This window comes from Sphingomonas sp. BK036, assembly GCF_004216825.1.
Classification (GTDB): domain Bacteria; phylum Pseudomonadota; class Alphaproteobacteria; order Sphingomonadales; family Sphingomonadaceae; genus Sphingomonas.
In genome coordinates, this window is sequence record NZ_SGXR01000007.1 from 1 (window position 1) to 18,136 (window position 18,136).

Sequence of the window (18,136 nt, forward strand, 5' to 3'; positions counted from 1 at the left end):
TGCTGGTCGAGCCAGAAGCGAATGGCCCAGACCTGTTGCTGTTTCAGCGCCCGCTTCGCACCGATCAGCCGGCCTTCGTTCCAAGGCCGAAGTTCGTGAAAGGCGGGGTCGATTGACGAGTGACCCATCGATCATCTCCATCGGTCAATCGAGTGTACGCAGGCGCAGTAAACCGGCGGTTTGGAAATGTGGTTGATCAGCCGTCGATGATGCTGAACGAGCGGTCGGTTTCGGGCGGCGCCTCGCCGTCTCTGTGCGGCCGGAAGTGGGTCGTAGTGATTTAAACGCAGGGATCCGCCTCAGCGCACCTGGCGCCGTTCACTTAATGCTTTGGCGTCGTCATACACGGACAATCGTTCATGATCGGATCCTGCGTGGGTATGTCTCTCATCAATCTGTTTGAGCTCTCGGTGCCCTTGATCCAAGCGCCGATGGCGGGCGTCGCCACCCCTTTGCTGGCGGCAGCGGTATCCGAGGCGGGAGCCTTGGGGTCGATCGGAGTGGGCGCGACCGACGCGGCCGGTGCACGAGCGATGATCGAGGAGGTGCGCCGCCGCACGACCCGCGCGTTCAACGTCAACCTTTTCGTCCACGCTGGGGCAAAGGCCGATCTTTCTCGGGAAGCGCAGTGGCTGGATTGGCTTGCCCCGCTGTTCGTCGCGTACGGCGCAGAACCCCCGAGAGCGCTCAAGACCATCTACAAGAGCTTCGCAGATGATCCCGACATGCTGGCGGTACTGCTGGACCTCGCGCCGCCAGTGGTCAGCTTTCACTTCGGGTTGCCGTCCGCCGACGTGATCTCGGCGTTGCGGACACGTGGTATCTACCTCATGGCGACCGCAACCAGCCTCGACGAAGCACACGCGATCGAGGCGGCAGGGATCGACGCGGTCGTCGCGCAAGGGATTGAGGCTGGCGGGCATCGGGGTGTCTTCGACCCCACCGCGCCCGATGACGGGCTCGGCGTGTTCGCGCTGACCCGGCTCCTGGTGCGCAAGAACAACCTACCAGTTATTGCAGCCGGCGGAATAATGGACGGCGCTGGCATCGCCGCGATGCTCGACCTCGGCGCGTCGGCAGCACAATTGGGAACCGCCTTCATCGCCTGCCCGGAGTCGGCCGCAGACGATGCATACCGGACGGCCCTCACCGGTGCGGGCGCTTACCACACCGTCCTCACGTCGCTTATTTCTGGTCGGCCCGCGCGCGCGCTGGCCAACCGGTTCACAGCTTTGAGCGAGATGGTTGGTGAGCGCCGACCGCCCGATTATCCCATCGCCTATGATGCGGGAAAGGCGCTGCACGCGGCCGCCAAGGCTGGGGGAGAATATGGGTTCGGGGCACAATGGGCAGGTCAAGGTGCGCCGCTATCCCGTGTGATGCCGGCAGCAGCCTTGGTTGAGGCGCTGCGAGAGGAACTCGCACGGCGACGGGTTTGAGGTGTGGTCGGGCCTTGCGCCTTTCCCAGATCGGATTGGCCGCTTCTTCAACCCGGAGCCGTTTACGCGATTCGTCTAGGGCACTGAAAAGGGCGGTGAGATCAAAATGAACGAATGGCCAAAGTTGGAACGCAAAAGGGGTCGCGAATGGCCGCAACTGGGTCTGAGCCGAAGCTTGGGCAGGTACCCCCGCCCCGTAGCTGACGTTCTTACCTAAGCTCCCTTCAGCGGCTCGAGCCTCCATTTGGCAGCAAGCATCGCCTGCAAAAGATCAACGTAGTTCCACCCCTCGGCGCGGGCGGCGATCGCCGAGAGGCAATCCTGATCTTCGCGCCCCGGGCGGCCCGGCCCCGTCATGTTGGGTTTCATGTTAAGGTCGAACAATTTGAACAGACCATGACGATCAGCTCTGCAATCGATCCGGATCGCGGTGCGCGCGTTAACGAGCGCGGCTGCTGCGATGCAGCTGTCGATCATCGCCACTATCGCGGGATCACCCAGCCGCTCGGGACCGATTGCGATGCTGTTGGCGGTGACCGGAACGTCACCGTTATACGGTGCTACTCCGCCACGCTGATCGAAGCGGTACACGGGCGGCAAGGCCCAGTGCGTCGGTGCCCGCGAACCGTCCGGGCGCGGGGACGTGGGCGGCAGGATGGTGACGGTCATCTCGTCCCCGCCAAGAAACTCTTCCACCATCAGTATGTCGCCGAAGGTGGCAGCCTCGATCAACGCCGTCGCGGCATCGCGCAGGGCACCGAGATTTTCCACCAGGGTTACGCCCTGGCTTCCACGCCCGCGCACCGGCTTGACGATCAGCGGAAAGGACATGCCGCACGAAGCGCATGCGTGCTCGACATCGGCGAGTGCGCAGACGTTCTCCTTCGCCGTGCCGGAAAGCAGAAACGATTGCGCTACTGGCAGAGCCGCCTCGGCCAGAAGATGGTTGGTCTCGAACTTGTCGTCGAACGCCTGCATTGCCGAGGGAAGCTGCCCGACGATGTCGAAGTCGACCATCGCCGCTTCAAGCGGATGTCCCTCAAACAAGACGGTGTTCGCCCACAGGACCGATGCGCCGGCTGCGCCCGCGCTACGGATGCCCTCGGCCGTGTCCGGGAAGACCCAGTCGAGTGCCTTGGCAGGGTCTGGCAAGGAGGTAGGCGTGACCACATTCACCCCGGCCGCCCGTAAGGCGAAAGCAATGTCGGCACCGCCATCTGAGTATCCACCCGGTTTGGCGTCCTTTCGCAACCCGCCGATCAGCGGTGGTGGCAGCGCTTGGTAGAGAAGGGCGACCGGCGCTGTTTTCACAAATAATCTCCTACGCCCCGCGCATTAACCCGCAGCGGCGCGCTCATGAAAGGGGCATCGATTGCGGTCATGCGGCAGTGATACCTCATGCATCGGCTTGACCCTGACCGTCGCGCCATGCGCGCTGAAGTACTCCGATGGACCGGACCGGCTAACATTCGGCAATCCGCTCGACGATGGTCTTGATTGCATCGCGCTCGAGGGGCGCGCGATCGATCGAATTGTGGATGCCGATACCCTCGATCAGCGCATCGAGCGCGCGCGCCGTGAGCGGGTCGAAGAAGCGGCCCAGGGCGCCTCGGCTGCTGTCCATCCAATCTTGCATAACCGCGCTGACCGATGGGTGCCGGGCCGCGAAAGCGTAGAGTTCGTAGCTCAACAACAGCGTGCGCGGTTCCGCCCAAATCTGGTTCGCGATGATGTCGATGACTGCCGTACACGCCTCTGCGCGGTCGTTCGCGGCCTCTAGGCGCGCGCGGAAGGCTGCGGAGGATTCCGCCGCCAGCTGCAGGAAGGCCGCCGTGAGCAGGTCCTGTAGCGTCGCGAAGTAATACGTGACCGATCCCAGCGGCACCTGCGCTGCCGCGGCGATGCGGCGATGAGTCGTCGCCGCGGTTCCATGATCCGCAACGACCACCAGAGTCGCATCGATGATGCGCTGCCGCCGTGCAGGATCGTTGCGCCGGGACTGTTGGGTCATTGCCTCTTTACCTCGATCTCGGCATATGTACATATGTACATAACATCGCGGACGATGGGAAGGTAGTAGCTATGACGGACGATCGGGTGAGCAGGCGGACGGTGATCGGCGGTGCTGCGGCGCTTGCGATCGCGGGCAATGCCGGCGTCGGGACCGCGCAGGGCTCGGGAATATCGGCGCTTGGGCGCCGTGGCGGTCGCTGGCTGAATGCGCCCAAGACCTGGAAGGTCGCACCTGGCGGGGACCTGACGCTCGTCACCGACAAGGGCAGCGATTTCTGGCGCGAGACGCATTACGGCTTCACCCGGGACAGCGGTCATTTCCTCGGCTTCGCCACGCCTGCCGCGTTTACCGCCCAACTACGCATTCGCGGCCAGTATCAGAAACTCTACGATCAGGCCGGCATCATGGTGCGGGTCGACGAACGACGCTGGGTCAAGGCGGGGATCGAGTTGTCCGACGGGCGCGCCATGCTGAGCAGCGTGCTGACCGACGGAAAGTCCGACTGGGCAACCGGCCCCTACGAGCATGACGCGCAGGATTTCTGGATGCGCGCGACGGTCGCCAAGGGCGTCCTGCGGTTGCAGGTTTCAGCGGACGGCAAGAGCTGGCCTTTGGTCAGACTGGCGCCCTTTCCAATCGCCCCCGCCTATCAGGTCGGACCGATGGCCTGCACGCCCGAACGGGCCGGACTGGACGTGCACTTTTCAGACCTGAGCATCACATCCCCGTTGGGCAAGGATCTCCACGACCTGAGCTGATCGCAATGACGCAGAAGGACCGGATGCTGGCGGGCGAGCTCTACGTCGCCGACGATCCCGAACTCGTCGCGGACGCGGCGCGCGCTGCCGCGTGGCTCGACCGCTACAACCGCGCATCGACAGCTACTGTGGCCGAGCGTCATGCGCTGTTGGCGGAAGGACTTGGTCACGCGGGGAGCGGTGCGACGATCCGACCGCCGTTCCACTGTGACTATGGCTATAACATTTACCTCGGTGAGGGCGTGTTTCTCAATTTCGGGTGCACGGTGCTCGATGTAGTGCCAGTGCGGATCGGTGCGGGCACTCAGATCGGTCCGGGCGTGCAGATCCTCACCGCCGATCATCCGCGCGATCCGGTCCAGCGTGGCCGGATGCTCGAGTTCGGTCGGCCTGTCACCATCGGCCGCAATGTGTGGATAGGCGGTGGCGCACTGATTTTGCCGGGCATCACGGTCGGAGACGATGCGATCGTCGGCGCAGGCAGTGTCGTGACGCGCGATGTTCCCGATGGCGCGACCGTGGCGGGCAATCCAGCTCGCCTGCTGAGATAGTGGCAGATCATTCAACTACGCCGGACTTCGGACCGACGTGAATGAATGTACGAAGTTCGGAAGGTCAAAAGCGGCCGCGAACGTCCGGACGTGGGTCTTGATGCTTCAGATCATGGCTCTTGAGCGACCCAATGTAACCATAAGGGTGGTTGCCGGTGGCAACCACCTAAATATTGGAGCTGCTTTCGGCTAGCCTGGTTTCGTACGTTAAACCGGTCCTGAACTTGAGCGCCCGATAAAAGTATATGGTACCTGAATCGATCGTGCGGGCCGGTCGCCGACCTGTTGATATAAGGGGTCGGCCAGGATATCGATGGCCGCACTTGCAAGAAGGGCATTGGGTTGACGAATGGTCGTCAGTTGAGGCCACGCCATGCGAGAAATAGGCGCATCGTCGAAGCCCACGACGGACAGGGCCCCGGGTACGGCGATGTTCCTGCGCGCGGCGCTGACCAGAACACCCAGAGCCATCTCGTCGTTGGCGGCAAACACGGCGCTGGGACGATCGTTGGTCGACAGAATTGCGTCGCCGGCCGCCATACCCGACCTGAAGCTGAAGTCGCCGGCTTGAACCCAGGCTTCCCTGATGCCGATCCCCGCGCAACTCATCGCGTCGCAAAAGCCCGCTAGTCGTTTGCCAGACGCATCGTGCGATACGATCCCCTGAACGAACGCAATGTCGCGATGCCCCAGCGTGATGAGGTGATCGGTCATATCGCGGGCAGCCTGATAGTCGTCGATATGAATCACCGCGGCCGACGAGCCGGTTCGTGATGAATTCAGTTTCACGACAGGGATGCCGCGTTGATCGAGCAGGTCGGTGAGATCGGACCAGTCGCAGATCGGCGGTGTTAGAATGACCCCGGCGAGCTGCAATGCCTGCAACGTTCTCGATACCTCGTCGAGCGGCTCGAGCCCGTCGCGGTCGATCCGTTCGACCACAAGATGATAGCCGTGATGGCGGCAGCGGGCCATCGCGCCCAGCTGTACCTCTGCGGCGTACCCCGATGCCGGATCGTCGAAGAACAATCCGATGAGGTAGGACCGCGAACTGGACAGGCTGCGGGCGTAGGCGTTCGGGCGATAACCCAGTTCCGCGACGACCCGCAGGACATGGTCCCGCACCGCTGGCCGAACATGCGCCTCCGCGTTCATCACCCGAGAAACAGTCTTCGGGGACACGCCTGCAGCGCGCGCGACATCCTTGATGGTGACCGGCGGCATCATCGTGCTATAAATCCCATGTTCGATGCCGCCACCACGCGAACGCCGCGATGACGATGTAGCAGGCGCCTGGGAGCATGAATGACATCGTCAAGCCGGCCGCGTCCGCGAGGACGCCGGTCAGCAACGGGATGATGGCGCCGCCGACGACGACCATGCACAAAAGCATCGAGGCATAGGTGGCGGTGGAATGATCATCGGGCAGCGAAAGCGCGAAGATCGTTGGATACATGATAGCGTTGCACAGCCCGACTGCGAGCAGCGCCGCGGCGGCCACCGGCCCCTGCAAACCGATCGCCACCGCAACGAGCCCGACGGCGACGATCGCGCAACCGAGCAGCATCGTCGGCGCACCATAGCGGGTGAGGTAGAGCGCGCCTACCAGTCGACCGACCAACGCACCTGTCCAGTACAGACCTACGAGTTGCCCCGCCGCGACCGGCGAGACGTCCAGGATGTCGTGCATGGATAGGTATTCCACGAGCAGCGTGCCGATCGTGACCTCGGCGCCGACATAGGCGAACATCGCGCCGCCACCTGCCAGCAACCGTCGATTCGACAGCACGCCGGCGATGCCGGAGAGCGACACGCGACGCGGCGTTGAGGACGCGCGCAACAGGTCGCGTCGGCTGATAAAGGCTGCGGCAAGCACAAGTGCAACCAGCGCAACCGCAAGGAACGGCAGAACAACCCGTATGTGGTCTGCCAGATCGCCGGATCGTTGCCGACCCGTCCCGAGAAGCAGTGTGGATCCTGCCAAAGACGCGAGCACGGTACCAAGCGAGTTGAAGCCCTGCAGCAAGGTCAATCGCGAAACGGCGCGGCGTGCTGGTTCGACAACCGGGACGACTATGTTGGCGGCGATCTGCAGGAAGGTGACACCACCGGCGACGGCTAGGAGCGCGAGTAGAACCGTCGTGTATCCAAGCGACCCGAGCGATGCGGCCAGCAGGCCGCAACCGAGCGCGATGACGGCTAGCCCCGCCGCGATGCTTCGCATGTAGCCGAACTTCACCACCAGCACGGTGATCGGTACGGCGAAGAGGAGATAGCTCGAATGGAACGCGAACTGCACCAGCAGCGAGCGCGTGTGGTTCAGCCCTTCGATCATCCGCAACCGGGGCACCAGCAATCCGACAAGCGAGTTAAGGAATCCGCCGAGAAAATAAACGCCTATACAAAGCTGGAACAGCAGAGTTGCGCGCTGTTCGCCGTTAGCGGGCGCAAGGGGCATGCTGCTCGTGTTCACGCCTCATCCTAGCAAGGCGGCGCTGCTGCGCAATGTATGACGACGGCATCATGCTTCGCATTGACATCGATGTCGGAGTTGGCGATCACGCTGCCGAGCCGCTCGGGAAAATGCGGCATGGGAGGATATCTACGATGAGCACGGGATTTCCGCGCATCGCATGCGCGCTGCTGAGCGTCGCGCCGATGGCGCTGTCGGCGCAGACTCTGCCGGGAGTGGCACCTGCGCAGACGTCGGCGTCGAAGGCGGGCGGCGGAACAGGTACACGCACGTCCGAGATCTGGCGGGATACGACGAGGACCGCGGCGGTTCGAGCCGACGCTCTCGTGAAGGCGATGACCAAGGCTGAAAAGCTGCGGTATGTTCACGGCATATTTCCGCCGATGGCAAAGCCGATGACGTCCGACATGATTCCGTCCGCCGGTTACGTGCCCGGAGTCCCTCGTCTGGGCATACCTACGTTGCGCGAAAGCGATGCGTCGCTGGGCGTTGCCAATCAGGTCGAGCAGCGCAAGGGAGATGTGGCCACTGCGCTTCCCGCGAGCCTTGCCACCGCCGCGAGTTTCGATCCCGCCATCGCCTATGCCGGGGGCGCGATGATCGGCAGCGAAGCGCGGGCGAAGACATTCAACGTATTGCTTGCGGGCGGCGTAAACCTGACGCGTGATGCGTGGAACGGGCGAAACTTCGAGTATCTTGGCGAAGATCCGCTGCTCACAGGCGTCATGGGCGCTGCGTCGATCCGGGGCGTCCAGTCGAACCACATCGTCTCGACGATCAAGCATTTCGTCCTGAACAGCCAAGAGACCGGGCGAGCCGTTCTCGACGCGCGGATCGATCCGACGGCGCTACGGGAAAGCGACCTGCTGGCGTTCGAAATCGCGATCGCGGACGGGAAGCCGGGTTCGGTGATGTGCGCGTACAATCGCATCGACGGCGACTATGCCTGCGAGAACAAGTTCCTGTTGACCGACGTTCTGCGCAGGGACTGGAAATATCCAGGGTTCGTCATGTCCGACTGGGGTGCCGTACATTCCACGGAGAAGGCGGCCAACGCAGGGCTCGACCAGGAGTCGGGTCAGGAACTGGATGCCAAGGTCTACTTCGGCACGCCGCTTGCGGCCGCCGTCGCTTCAGGGCGCGTTTCGCCGGCACGGCTCGACAACATGGTACGCCGGATCCTCACCGGGGTCATCGCCAGCGGCCTTTACGACAATCCCACGCCCACGTCCGCGCAGCCGATCGACTATGCCGCGAACGCAGAGATCGCGCAGCGTGCTGCCGAGGCCGGCATCGTCCTGCTCAGGAATGAGAAAGGTCTGTTGCCGCTTGCAAAGACGGCGCGGTCGATCGTGGTCATCGGCGGGCATGCCGACGTCGGCGTGCTGTCCGGGGGCGGCTCGTCCCAGGTTCGCTCGGTCGGCGGCGTGCCGATCGAGATCCCGCTCAAGACCGGCGCGGCAGCGTCTTTCGCACGGGTTACCTATCATTCGTCATCGCCGCTGCGCGCCATCAAGGCCCTGGCGCCGAACGCGCAGGTGACGTTCGTCGACGGCACCGACCCGGTCGCCGCCGCCAAGGCGGCCCGCACCGCCGACCTCGCAATCGTGTTTGCAACGCATTGGCAGACCGAAGCGCAGGATGCGCCATCCCTGTCGCTTCCTGATAATCAGGATGCGATGATCGACGCGGTCGCCGCCGCCAACCGACGCACCATCGTCGTGCTGGAGACCGGTGGACCGGTGTTGATGCCGTGGGCCGCGCGGGTACCGGCTATCGTCGAAGCCTGGTATCCTGGGCAGCGTGGCGGTGGGGCGATCGCGCGCGTGTTGTTCGGCGAGGTCGATGCATCGGGCCGTCTGCCGATCAGCTTCCCCCGGACGATCGAGCAGCTCCCCCGTCCTCGGCCGGTGACTTCGCCGACTGGCGCGACCAGCAACGATGCCTCGGCCAATGCCGGTGCCGGAGATGCCAGCCTGCTTCCGGCCTATCCCGTCACCTATCAGGAGGGGGCGAACGTCGGCTATCGATGGTATGCCACCCGCAAGGACACGCCGTTGTTCCCGTTCGGCTTCGGACTGAGCTATGCCAGCACGAAGATCGGCAACCCACGGTTTTCGGGCGGGACCAATGCCAGTGTGACGTTCACCGTCACCAATCAGACTGCACGTACGGGCACCGCCGTACCTCAACTTTACGCAACGTCACCGGACGGCGGAGCTCCTCGGTTGGTCGGCTGGTCACGTCAGACGCTGGCGGCTGGCGAGACTAGAAACGTGACGATCACTGCCGATCCACGTGCGCTGGCGCAGTGGGAGACCGCGGGATGGCGCGTGAAGGGCGGTACTTACGCACTGAAAATCGCAACGGACGCGCAGACGACGGTCGCGGAAGGCACGGTCAAGCTGACTGACCGGCGTCTGGGGTCGGCCCGTGCTGCTTTTGACACACCTTAAAACAATTCAGCCCATGACGGACATCGATGTCACGCGGTGATTGACATCGATGTCGGCCGGCAGCACGGTTGAGCAACGCGGGGTTACACCGCCAGAATCATACACCGGTAGGGACATGCCGGTCAGGGAGGATGAGTATGAGGGGTTCTATTCCGTCAGCGTTCGCGCGCTCGACGTCGGTATTCGCGTTGGTGGCGGGGCTGGCCATGCCCGGCTTGGCGAATGCGCAGGCCACTCCAGATCCGACTACGACCGTTCAGGCCCAACAGGGCACACCACAAGCCGATACGTCGCCAGGCGCTCCGCAGGTTGAGACTGGTGCGACCGCGACCAATGCGATGCCCGACCAGGCACCAGGCGACGAGATCGTCGTGACCGGCGTTCGCGCATCACTCGAGCGGTCGATCGCGATCAAGCGCGATTCGTTCGGCGTCGTCGATGCAATCAGCGCGGAGGACATCGGCAAGTTCGCCAACACCAATCTTGCGGAATCGCTGCAGCGCATCACCGGCGTGTCGATTGATCGCCGCAATGGCGAAGGCTCGACCGTCACGGTTCGCGGCTTCGGCGCGCAGTACAATCTCGTCACGCTCAACGGCCGTCAGCTCGCGACATCGAACATCGTCGCGGTGGGCGGTGATCAGGGCGGCGACGGCGCGGGGGGCTTCGGTCGGTCGTTCGACTTCTCCAACCTCGCCTCGGAAGGCGTGAAGACGCTGGAAGTCTACAAGACCGGCCGTGCCGCGATCCCCTCGGGTGGCATCGGGGCGGCCGTGAACGTCGTCAGCCGTCGTCCGCTCGACTCCAAGGACACGGGTCTGCTGGGCTCGCTCGGCGTCAAGGGCAGCTACGACAACAGCTCGTCAGACTGTTTCGACTGCGGCGCGCGCGTGACGCCGGAGGTGTCGGGTACCGCCAGCTGGAGCGATCCCAACCAGCGCTTCGGCGTGTCGTTGTTCGGGAGCTACCAGAAACGCAACTTCAGCTTCTCTAGCGTCGCGCCTGACAACTGGAACATCCGGTCGCTGACTGATTTCCTCAACCCCGGCAACGGCTTCGTTAACGGGCAGACGGTAATCAATAACCGTCCGACCAACGGCAACGTGCTGGTCTCCGTGCCGAACGACTCGCGCTATCACTTCTCCGAGGCGAGCCGCGAGCGGATCAACGGGTCGGGCGTTATTCAATTCCGTCCGACCGACACGCTGACCTTCACTGCAGACGGACTCTACGCCCAGCTACGCCAGTCCGAACGTCGCTCCACCCAGTCCAACTGGTTCAACCGCCCGTTCGGCGTAGTCACGTTCGACGACGCCAGCAACGGCATCGCGACGACGAGCTTCCTGTCTGAAACGATCAACGGCGTAAAGGACGAGGCGTTCGAGCAGGCGTATCGCGCGCAGAAGAACAAGCTGTACGATTTCGGTGGCAACATCGAATGGAAGCCGACCGAGCGCTTCTCGCTGGCGATCGACGGCCACGTTGGTCGGGCGGACAGCTCGCCTGACAATCCCAATGGTCAGACTTCGACCACAGTGGCCTTCAACGCGCCGGTCGTCGCTGCACACTCGCTGACGCTCGGCAAGAATGGATTCCCGCAGCAGACGATCGCGATCAACGACGGTTCGGCCAGCACGACGCCGACCGGCCAGTCCTTCATTAAGGGCAACGGCAACGGCGTGATTGATCTGGGCGATCTGTCGAGCGCGGTACAGCGTCAGTTCGCATCCAATCAGACGCAGCGGGTCAAAGAACTACGCGCCGACGCCGGATGGGCATTGAACGATCAGCTCCGCGTTGATGCCGGCGCTGATTATCGCACAACGAATACACGTCAGACGCAGTACAATACGCGCCAGGTGCTGGGTGACTGGGGCAACTCACTGCCGCCCGACATTGCGCGTCTTGCGCCCGGTCAGGTGTTCCAGTTCTGCAACGTGTGCAAGTTCGAGCACAACGACGGAAAACCGGATGCCAACACGCTGGTGGCGTTCCGCACGCAGGATGCAACAAAGCTCTACAATACGCTGCACGACTATTATCTCGGCGTGACGAATGATGGCGTAAACCATGCCGACAACATCGACGCGAACGACGACAACCGCGTTCGCGAGAACATCTGGTCGGGCTATGTCCAGGGATCCTGGAACGGCAAACTGTTCGATCACAACGCGCAGTTGGTTGCCGGCGTCCGTTACGAGAACACCAAGGTGCGTGCGGTTTCACTCCAGCCGGTGCCGACCGCGGTCGTGTGGACTGCGGACAACGACTTCTTCGTGTTGAACACCGCCGATCGGCAGACGCTGTCGTCGCGTGGCGGTTACAGCAACTGGCTGCCGTCGGTGGATACCAAATTCGAGGTCGTCGACAACCTCTTCGCCCGCGCCTCGTACAGCAAGACGATCTCGCGTGCCGGTTACGGCGACCTGTTCGCCTCGACCAACGTCGCCGGTCCAGGCCGCCCGACGGCGATCGGTGGCATAGCGACCGGCACTGCGCACAACACCGATCTCGATCCACTGTCGTCGGACAACATCGACGTCTCGCTCGAATGGTATCCGCGCAAGGACGTGTTCCTGTCGGCGGGCTTCTTCAACAAGAAGGTCCACAACTTCATCGGCCAGACGGTGGTCAACCGCAATCTGTTCGGTCTGCGCGATCCCACTTCGGGCACCGCCGGTACGCGTTCAGGCACGGCGCGTGAGCAGCTGGCTGGCACGTTCAACGCCGACATCACCGACGTGAACCTGTTCACCTACACGGCGCTGCTGCAGCAGAATGCGGGCAACGTCGCGACGACGAACGCGCAGTTCGCAGCCAACTACAACACGCAGAGCCGCGCGTTGAACCAGGGGTTCGTCGATCAGATACTCGGCCAGTACGATATCACCGCCAACGGGCAGGATCCGCTGTTCAACTTCGCGGTCAATACGCCGATCAACAACCAGGACGCGCACATCTACGGCGTCGAACTCGCCGGGCAGTATTTTCTCGGGGATACGGGCTTCGGCGTGGCGGCGAGCTATACGCTTGTCCGCGGCAACATCGGCATCGACATCGCGGCCGATCCAAGCGTGAACACGTTCGCGCTGGTCGGTCTGTCGGATACCGCCAACGCCACTCTGATCTACGACAAGAACGGTATCTCGGCGCGCATGTCGTACAACTGGCGCGACAAGTTCCTCAGTGGCATCAACCGCGGCGGCGATCGCAATCCGGTGTTCACCGCGCCCTATGGTCAGCTCGACCTGTCTGTGAACTTCGACCTCACCTCGCGTTTTGCGCTAGGGTTCGAAGCGATCAACATCACCGAGGAGGGCGTGCGCTCCTACGGCCGCGACAAGAGCAACATCTGGTACCTGTCGGAAGGGTCTGCACGGTATTTGGTCGGAGCGCGATACCGCTTCTGACCAAGTGGCGAGAAGGCCGCTGACGACAGCGGCCTTCCTCGTCTAGGATCATCTCATGGCCTCGGTACTTCTCAACAACATCGACCACCGCGACCTGCGTGTCGCGGTCGGTCATCACGCGCGCTACGGCGATGCAATCAACCAGACGCGCGTCTTCCCGGCCGAGTTCGAGGAACTGCAGCGCGACTATGCGATCCTGCTACGTCGCGACGAGCACGGCGTCCTATTCTCGACCGTCCTGTTGGGGCTCGATCCGGATGAGAACCTGTTCCTGGACGGTGAGAAGTGGGACGCGCGGTACGTTCCTGCGGCACGAGCCCGCGGTCCATTCGCAATCGGTTCGGGTGCCGATGGCGAACCGATGATCCATGTCGATCCGGACCATCCGCGCATCGTCGATGACGGCGAACCGGTGTTTCACGAGCTCGGCGGTAACGCGCCATTGCTCGATCACGTCTCCGCGATGCTGCAGCGGATCTATGTCGGTCTAGAGACCGAGAAGGCGATGTTCGACGCGTTCGCCGCCGCCGGCCTGCTCGAACCCGCTACGCTGCAACTCGATCTCGCCGATGGGCGCCGTTATGACATTCCCGATCGCTTCACCGTCGATGCGGGGAGGCTGGCTGCGCTCGACGGCGACGCTTTGGCAAGGCTCCACCGAGACGGCTTCCTGCGTCCGGCGTTTTGGATCGCCTCGTCGCTCGGCAATCTTCGCCACCTGATCGACCGGAAGCTGCGGAAAGAGTTTCATGGCTGAGAGCTTGCGGGTATCGCGACGCGTCCGCGAGATCGATCACATCGGTGTCCTTGATCTGGAGGCATTGTTAGCGACCGAGGCGCCGGTGATCCTGCGCGGGCTCGCCATCGACTGGCCGCTGGTCCAGGCCGGACGCCGGTCGCCGCAAGAGGCTGCCGCCTATCTGCGCCGGTTCGATGCCGGCCGTCCTGTCACCGGCTACGTCGGCAATCCCGCGATCAGGGGACGTTTCCATTATGACGAGACCGCCACCGCGATGAACTTCGCCGCCAAGCGGATCGCGCTGGGCGACTTCCTTGATCACGTGCTTGGTCATCTCGGCGACGCTGAGGCGCCCGCCTATTATATCGGCTCCACCGATCTCGACACCTATCTCCCCGGCTTCCGCGCCGAGAACGATCTGGTGCCGCACGGCGACGTGTTCAATCGCCACCCGCCGCTCGCTAGCATATGGATCGGCAACCGCACGATCGCATCCGCGCATCATGACATGTCGAACAATGCCGCGATCTGCGCAGTCGGGCGGCGACGCTTCACGCTGTTCCCACCGGAACAGGTCGCCAACCTCTATCCCGGCCCGCTCGCACCTACCCCAGGGGGGCAGGTGGTGAGCATGGTCGATTTCGACGCGCCCGATCTCGATGCCCATCCACGCTTCTCCGCCGCGCTCGCCGCCGGATCTGTTGCGGATCTGGAGGCCGGCGACGTCCTCGTCTACCCGGCCTTGTGGTGGCACCATGTCGAGGCGCTCGACGACTTCAACGTGCTGGTGAACTATTGGTGGAACGCGGCGCCCGCGTTCATGGACACGCCAATGGATACTATGCTGCACGCAATTCTAAGTCTGCGCGACCGTCCCGCGCAGGAGAAGCGCGCGTGGCGCGCGATGTTCGACCATTACGTGTTCGGCGATGCGGAGGCGGTCGCGGCGCATCTGCCGCCACCAGCACGCGGACCGCTCGCACCGCTCGACGAGCCCGGCGCACGGCAGTTGCGCGCCTACCTGCTGCACAGGCTGAACCGATGAACGATACGTCTGAACCTCCACGCACCCGCGTCGTGGTCGCCGGCGGTGGCACCGCCGGATGGATCGCCGCCGCGGCGATCGTGAGGCAACTGGGGTCGCTAGTCGATGTGACCCTCGTCGAATCGGACGAGATCGGCACCGTCGGCGTAGGCGAATCCACCATTCCGACCGCGCGCGGCTTCCACGCCTTTCTCGGCATCGACGAAGCCGCGTTCATGCGTGCCACGCAGGCGACCTTCAAGCTGGGCATCGCATTCGAGAACTGGCGCCAGGTCGGTGACCGCTATTTCCATCCGTTCGGCAGCGTAGGCAGGTCCGTGGCGATCGCCGACTTCCAGCATTTCTGGCTGGAGGCACGTGCACGAGGGTTCGGTGGCGCCTACGGGGACTATTCGCTCGAACAGCAGGCAGCCGGCGCTGACCTCTTCGGTCACGACGAGCAGCATTCGCTGGCCTACGCCTATCACCTTGACGCGACCGCCTATGCGCGGTTCCTGCGCACGCTGGCCGAACCCTGGGGCGTCCGCCGCGTCGAGGGATGCATCGAGCGGGTCGAGCGTGACGGCGAGGGGGGCGACATTGCCGCGCTCGTCCTCGCCTCAGGCGAGCGGATCGCTGGCGACCTGTTCGTCGATTGCACCGGCTTCCGCGCACTGCTGACCGAAGGCACGCTTGATACTGGATTCGAGGACTGGTCGGAATGGCTCGCGACCGACAGGGCGCTCGCCGTGCAAACGGAGACGGTCGGCCCCCCCGTGCCGTACACGCGTGCGATCGCACACGGTGCCGGCTGGCGCTGGCAGATCCCGCTGCAGACGCGGACGGGCAACGGTCTCGTTTATTCCAGCGCGCACATGAGTGACGATCAGGCGCACGAAACGTTGATCAGTGCTCTGGATGGCCGCCCGCTGTTCGAGCCGCGACCGCTACGCTTTCGTTCGGGAATGCGACGGCAGGCTTGGAACAGGAATTGTATAGCGCTGGGCCTGGCAGCGGGCTTCATCGAGCCCCTGGAGTCGACCAGCATCCATCTGAACATGAATGCGGTGATCCGCCTGATCCAGCTGTTCCCATTCCGTGGCGACGATCACGGTGCACTGGCCTCGCGCTTTAACGCGCAATCGCGACACGAATGGGAGCATGTGCGCGACTTTATCATCCTCCATTACCACGTCACCCAACGCGACGATTCGGCATTCTGGCGGGACTGCGCGCGCATGACCATTCCTGACAGCCTTGCTGAGCGGATTGCACTTTTCGCGAAGACCGCTGGCGCTTGGCAGGGACAGGACGACCTGTTCAGGATCGATTCCTGGGTCTCGGTCATGCTCGGGCAAGGCGTCGTGCCCCGCGCGCATCATCGTATCGCCAGCATCATCAAGGGACAGGAGTTGCGAACCTCCTTCGAAGATCTTTCCAGAGGAATAGCAAGTACGGTGCGGCTGCTACCGCGACATTGCGATTTCCTAGCCCGGTATTGCCCGGCTGACGGCTGATGCATCACGTAGCCGCTTGTCTGGGCAGATATCTCACATGAGGGGAATACTTTAATGTGAGGAGCAGATGTTCTCTAGAAAGAGTTTCGATATCCACGGGTCACTAATTTCTATCAGCCATCGGCGCTCCCGTTTCAAAAGGCGGCGCCGCACTCTCTCTCAATATGAACGAGCGTCCGAAGTCGGAAAGCGAAAATGGGCACCGGAATGTCCGGAAGTGGGTCTGGCCGGAAGCTGGGGGCAGGGTGCCTTCGCCCATACCCAGACGCTTGAACTGGCTTCACCCTTTCCCGAAATCTGACGTTCATTCATGATGCCCCATAGACTTCCAAGAACGCACCCAGACGATGCGTATATGGATGTGCTGAATTGATTGCGTTGCGATGAATGGGGAGGCGTACCTGAGCTACACTTGATGTGAGAACATGCCGTCGTGCGAGATGAGGAGCAAGAGTAAGCGAACTATGCGCAAGACCAGCGTGTGCCACGATCCGCGGAATGATCACCCGAGGATGAGTGACCAGCGCTTCATATTCGACAACCAAAAGCCGGGTGCCAAGCCTCTCTTGCCAGAAATTGAACATTTGGTCTTCGACGGTGAAGTGCTCTGCGATCGAGGACAGCGACCAACTCCAAGGCACTCCCCGCGCGAAGTAGGTCCGAAAGCAAGACCAAGCCGCGTCAATGGCTTGCCGACGGACCCATATGATAGGGGCGGACGGCAAAACCGCCGCAGCGAATCCCAGCATCCGCCCGATATCGAGCGACTTGTCGACAATGCGTGCGCCATCACCGAACCTTTCGGCGCACAGTCGGGCGTACAGGTCCGCAAATGTAAGCGGTACGTTGCCGTGTCCGCGTGCTCTTATCCAATCAGGTCCCGTCCCACCGGCGTCGCGGGCAAAGATCGGCAACAGGTTAAGTTCTGCGCCGCCCGCGATCGCCGGATGACTGGCCAGGATCTGCTCGACGAGCGTGGTGCCCGATCGTGGCAGGCCGGTGACGAGTATGGGAGCCTTACTCGGCGTCTGATCAAGCGATGGTAGTGCGATGCCGTCCCATTCGTGGACCATTGCTGCGGCCTGCCTTCGGTCCAAGCCCGGATCGTAAACGCGGTCCGCGGCGACCAGGGCAGCCCCTGCGGAAAACGCGTCGAAGGCGTCGTCGACCTCACCGAGATCATCCAACGCCTTTCCCAAGGCGTAGAGAAGCGGGGCATTCGCTACGGTTCTGCCTGCCGCGTTGGCAGCATGCCGTAGCTGATCGAACAGCGCGTCGCCGAGTGTGAACCGGTGCATCGCGGACAACTCCAGCCAGGTCTGTGCCGAGGCGGACCGCGTGGCGATGACCGCAAGGAAATGCTGACGGGCTTCGTCGAATACGCCAGCCTCCAACGCCAGCGTCCCGGCGAAATGGCGAAACCTCACATTCGCTGGATCCGCTGCGACCAGCGCGCCAGCTCGCCGCATCGCCTCGTCATGACGACCAGCTCGTGCCAGCATCACCGCCTGGGCAAATTGCCGAGACAGATCCGCCGGTATTACGGCCAAGTATCGGTCCATCGATCGCAGCGCGAGCGTCCATTCCCCGTGCTGCGCCAGCGTCTCCGCAAAGACATTCCAGCGATCACCGACGTCTGCGTCCTGATCGAGCCATTGTTCAAGAATGTCGTTGATGACGGCGCGATCCCTGCGCGCGAATGCCGCGTTCAGATCTGCGAACGAAGCGCTACGGCGATGCATGGTCAACGATCCG

At 63.0% G+C, this 18,136-nt stretch carries 13 protein-coding genes; 8 read left to right on the plus strand and 5 right to left on the minus strand.

From position 1 onward, the window contains the following. The first annotated feature begins 380 nt into the window (after positions 1-380). On the plus strand, positions 381-1,439 hold the full coding sequence (locus EV283_RS15910) for a nitronate monooxygenase (RefSeq protein WP_130327346.1): 1,059 nt from the start codon (positions 381-383) through the stop codon (positions 1,437-1,439). 213 nt (positions 1,440-1,652) lie between these two features. Here the strand turns inward: EV283_RS15910 and EV283_RS15915 are convergent, their stop codons facing one another. Further along, positions 1,653-2,750: a biotin carboxylase gene (locus EV283_RS15915; RefSeq protein WP_130327017.1), complete on the minus strand. Its 1,098-nt coding sequence runs from the start codon at positions 2,748-2,750 to the stop codon at positions 1,653-1,655. A 151-nt stretch (positions 2,751-2,901) separates the two neighbouring features. Then, positions 2,902-3,450: a TetR family transcriptional regulator gene (locus EV283_RS15920; protein WP_130327019.1), complete on the minus strand. Its 549-nt coding sequence runs from the start codon at positions 3,448-3,450 to the stop codon at positions 2,902-2,904. 71 nt (positions 3,451-3,521) lie between these two features. Here EV283_RS15920 and EV283_RS15925 point away from each other — a divergent pair, with 71 nt between their 5' ends. Beyond that, positions 3,522-4,211: a DUF1349 domain-containing protein gene (locus tag EV283_RS15925; protein WP_130327021.1), complete on the plus strand. Its 690-nt coding sequence runs from the start codon at positions 3,522-3,524 to the stop codon at positions 4,209-4,211. A gap of 5 nt (positions 4,212-4,216) precedes the next feature. Then, positions 4,217-4,762 carry a sugar O-acetyltransferase gene (locus EV283_RS15930; RefSeq protein ID WP_278044232.1) on the plus strand — a complete coding sequence of 182 codons (546 nt, stop codon included), beginning with the start codon at positions 4,217-4,219 and terminating at the stop codon, positions 4,760-4,762. 207 nt (positions 4,763-4,969) lie between these two features. Here the strand turns inward: EV283_RS15930 and EV283_RS15935 are convergent, their stop codons facing one another. Both EV283_RS15935 and EV283_RS15940 read right to left on the minus strand, forming a co-directional pair. Further along, positions 4,970-5,989: a LacI family DNA-binding transcriptional regulator gene (locus EV283_RS15935; RefSeq protein WP_347400223.1), complete on the minus strand. Its 1,020-nt coding sequence runs from the start codon at positions 5,987-5,989 to the stop codon at positions 4,970-4,972. A gap of 4 nt (positions 5,990-5,993) precedes the next feature. Then, positions 5,994-7,235 carry an MFS transporter gene (locus tag EV283_RS15940; RefSeq protein ID WP_242616012.1) on the minus strand — a complete coding sequence of 414 codons (1,242 nt, stop codon included), beginning with the start codon at positions 7,233-7,235 and terminating at the stop codon, positions 5,994-5,996. 134 nt (positions 7,236-7,369) lie between these two features. On the opposite strand from EV283_RS15940, the gene EV283_RS15945 reads away from it, so the two are divergent. The 5 genes from EV283_RS15945 (at position 7,370) to EV283_RS15965 (ending at position 16,381) form a co-directional block, all read left to right on the plus strand. After that, the gene (locus tag EV283_RS15945; protein ID WP_242616013.1) at positions 7,370-9,691 is read left to right on the plus strand and encodes a glycoside hydrolase family 3 C-terminal domain-containing protein; all 2,322 of its coding nucleotides are present in this window, start codon (positions 7,370-7,372) and stop codon (positions 9,689-9,691) included. A gap of 137 nt (positions 9,692-9,828) precedes the next feature. Then, positions 9,829-13,101 carry a TonB-dependent receptor gene (locus EV283_RS15950; protein ID WP_130327025.1) on the plus strand — a complete coding sequence of 1,091 codons (3,273 nt, stop codon included), beginning with the start codon at positions 9,829-9,831 and terminating at the stop codon, positions 13,099-13,101. A 55-nt stretch (positions 13,102-13,156) separates the two neighbouring features. Continuing rightward, on the plus strand, positions 13,157-13,858 hold the full coding sequence (locus EV283_RS15955) for a SapC family protein (RefSeq protein WP_130327027.1): 702 nt from the start codon (positions 13,157-13,159) through the stop codon (positions 13,856-13,858). Beyond that, positions 13,851-14,885, plus strand: a complete 1,035-nt coding sequence (locus EV283_RS15960; RefSeq protein WP_130327029.1) for a cupin-like domain-containing protein — start codon at positions 13,851-13,853, stop codon at positions 14,883-14,885. Before EV283_RS15955 ends, EV283_RS15960 begins: the two co-directional genes overlap by 8 nt. Then, positions 14,882-16,381, plus strand: a complete 1,500-nt coding sequence (locus EV283_RS15965) for a tryptophan halogenase family protein (protein ID WP_130327031.1) — start codon at positions 14,882-14,884, stop codon at positions 16,379-16,381. The genes EV283_RS15960 and EV283_RS15965 overlap by 4 nt, the downstream gene beginning before the upstream one ends. A 308-nt stretch (positions 16,382-16,689) precedes the next feature. On the opposite strand, the gene EV283_RS15970 is transcribed toward EV283_RS15965, so the two are convergent. Next, positions 16,690-18,123, minus strand: coding sequence for a sulfotransferase (locus EV283_RS15970; RefSeq protein WP_130327033.1), 1,434 nt, complete (start codon positions 18,121-18,123; stop codon positions 16,690-16,692). Between the last annotated feature and the right edge of the window lie 13 nt (positions 18,124-18,136).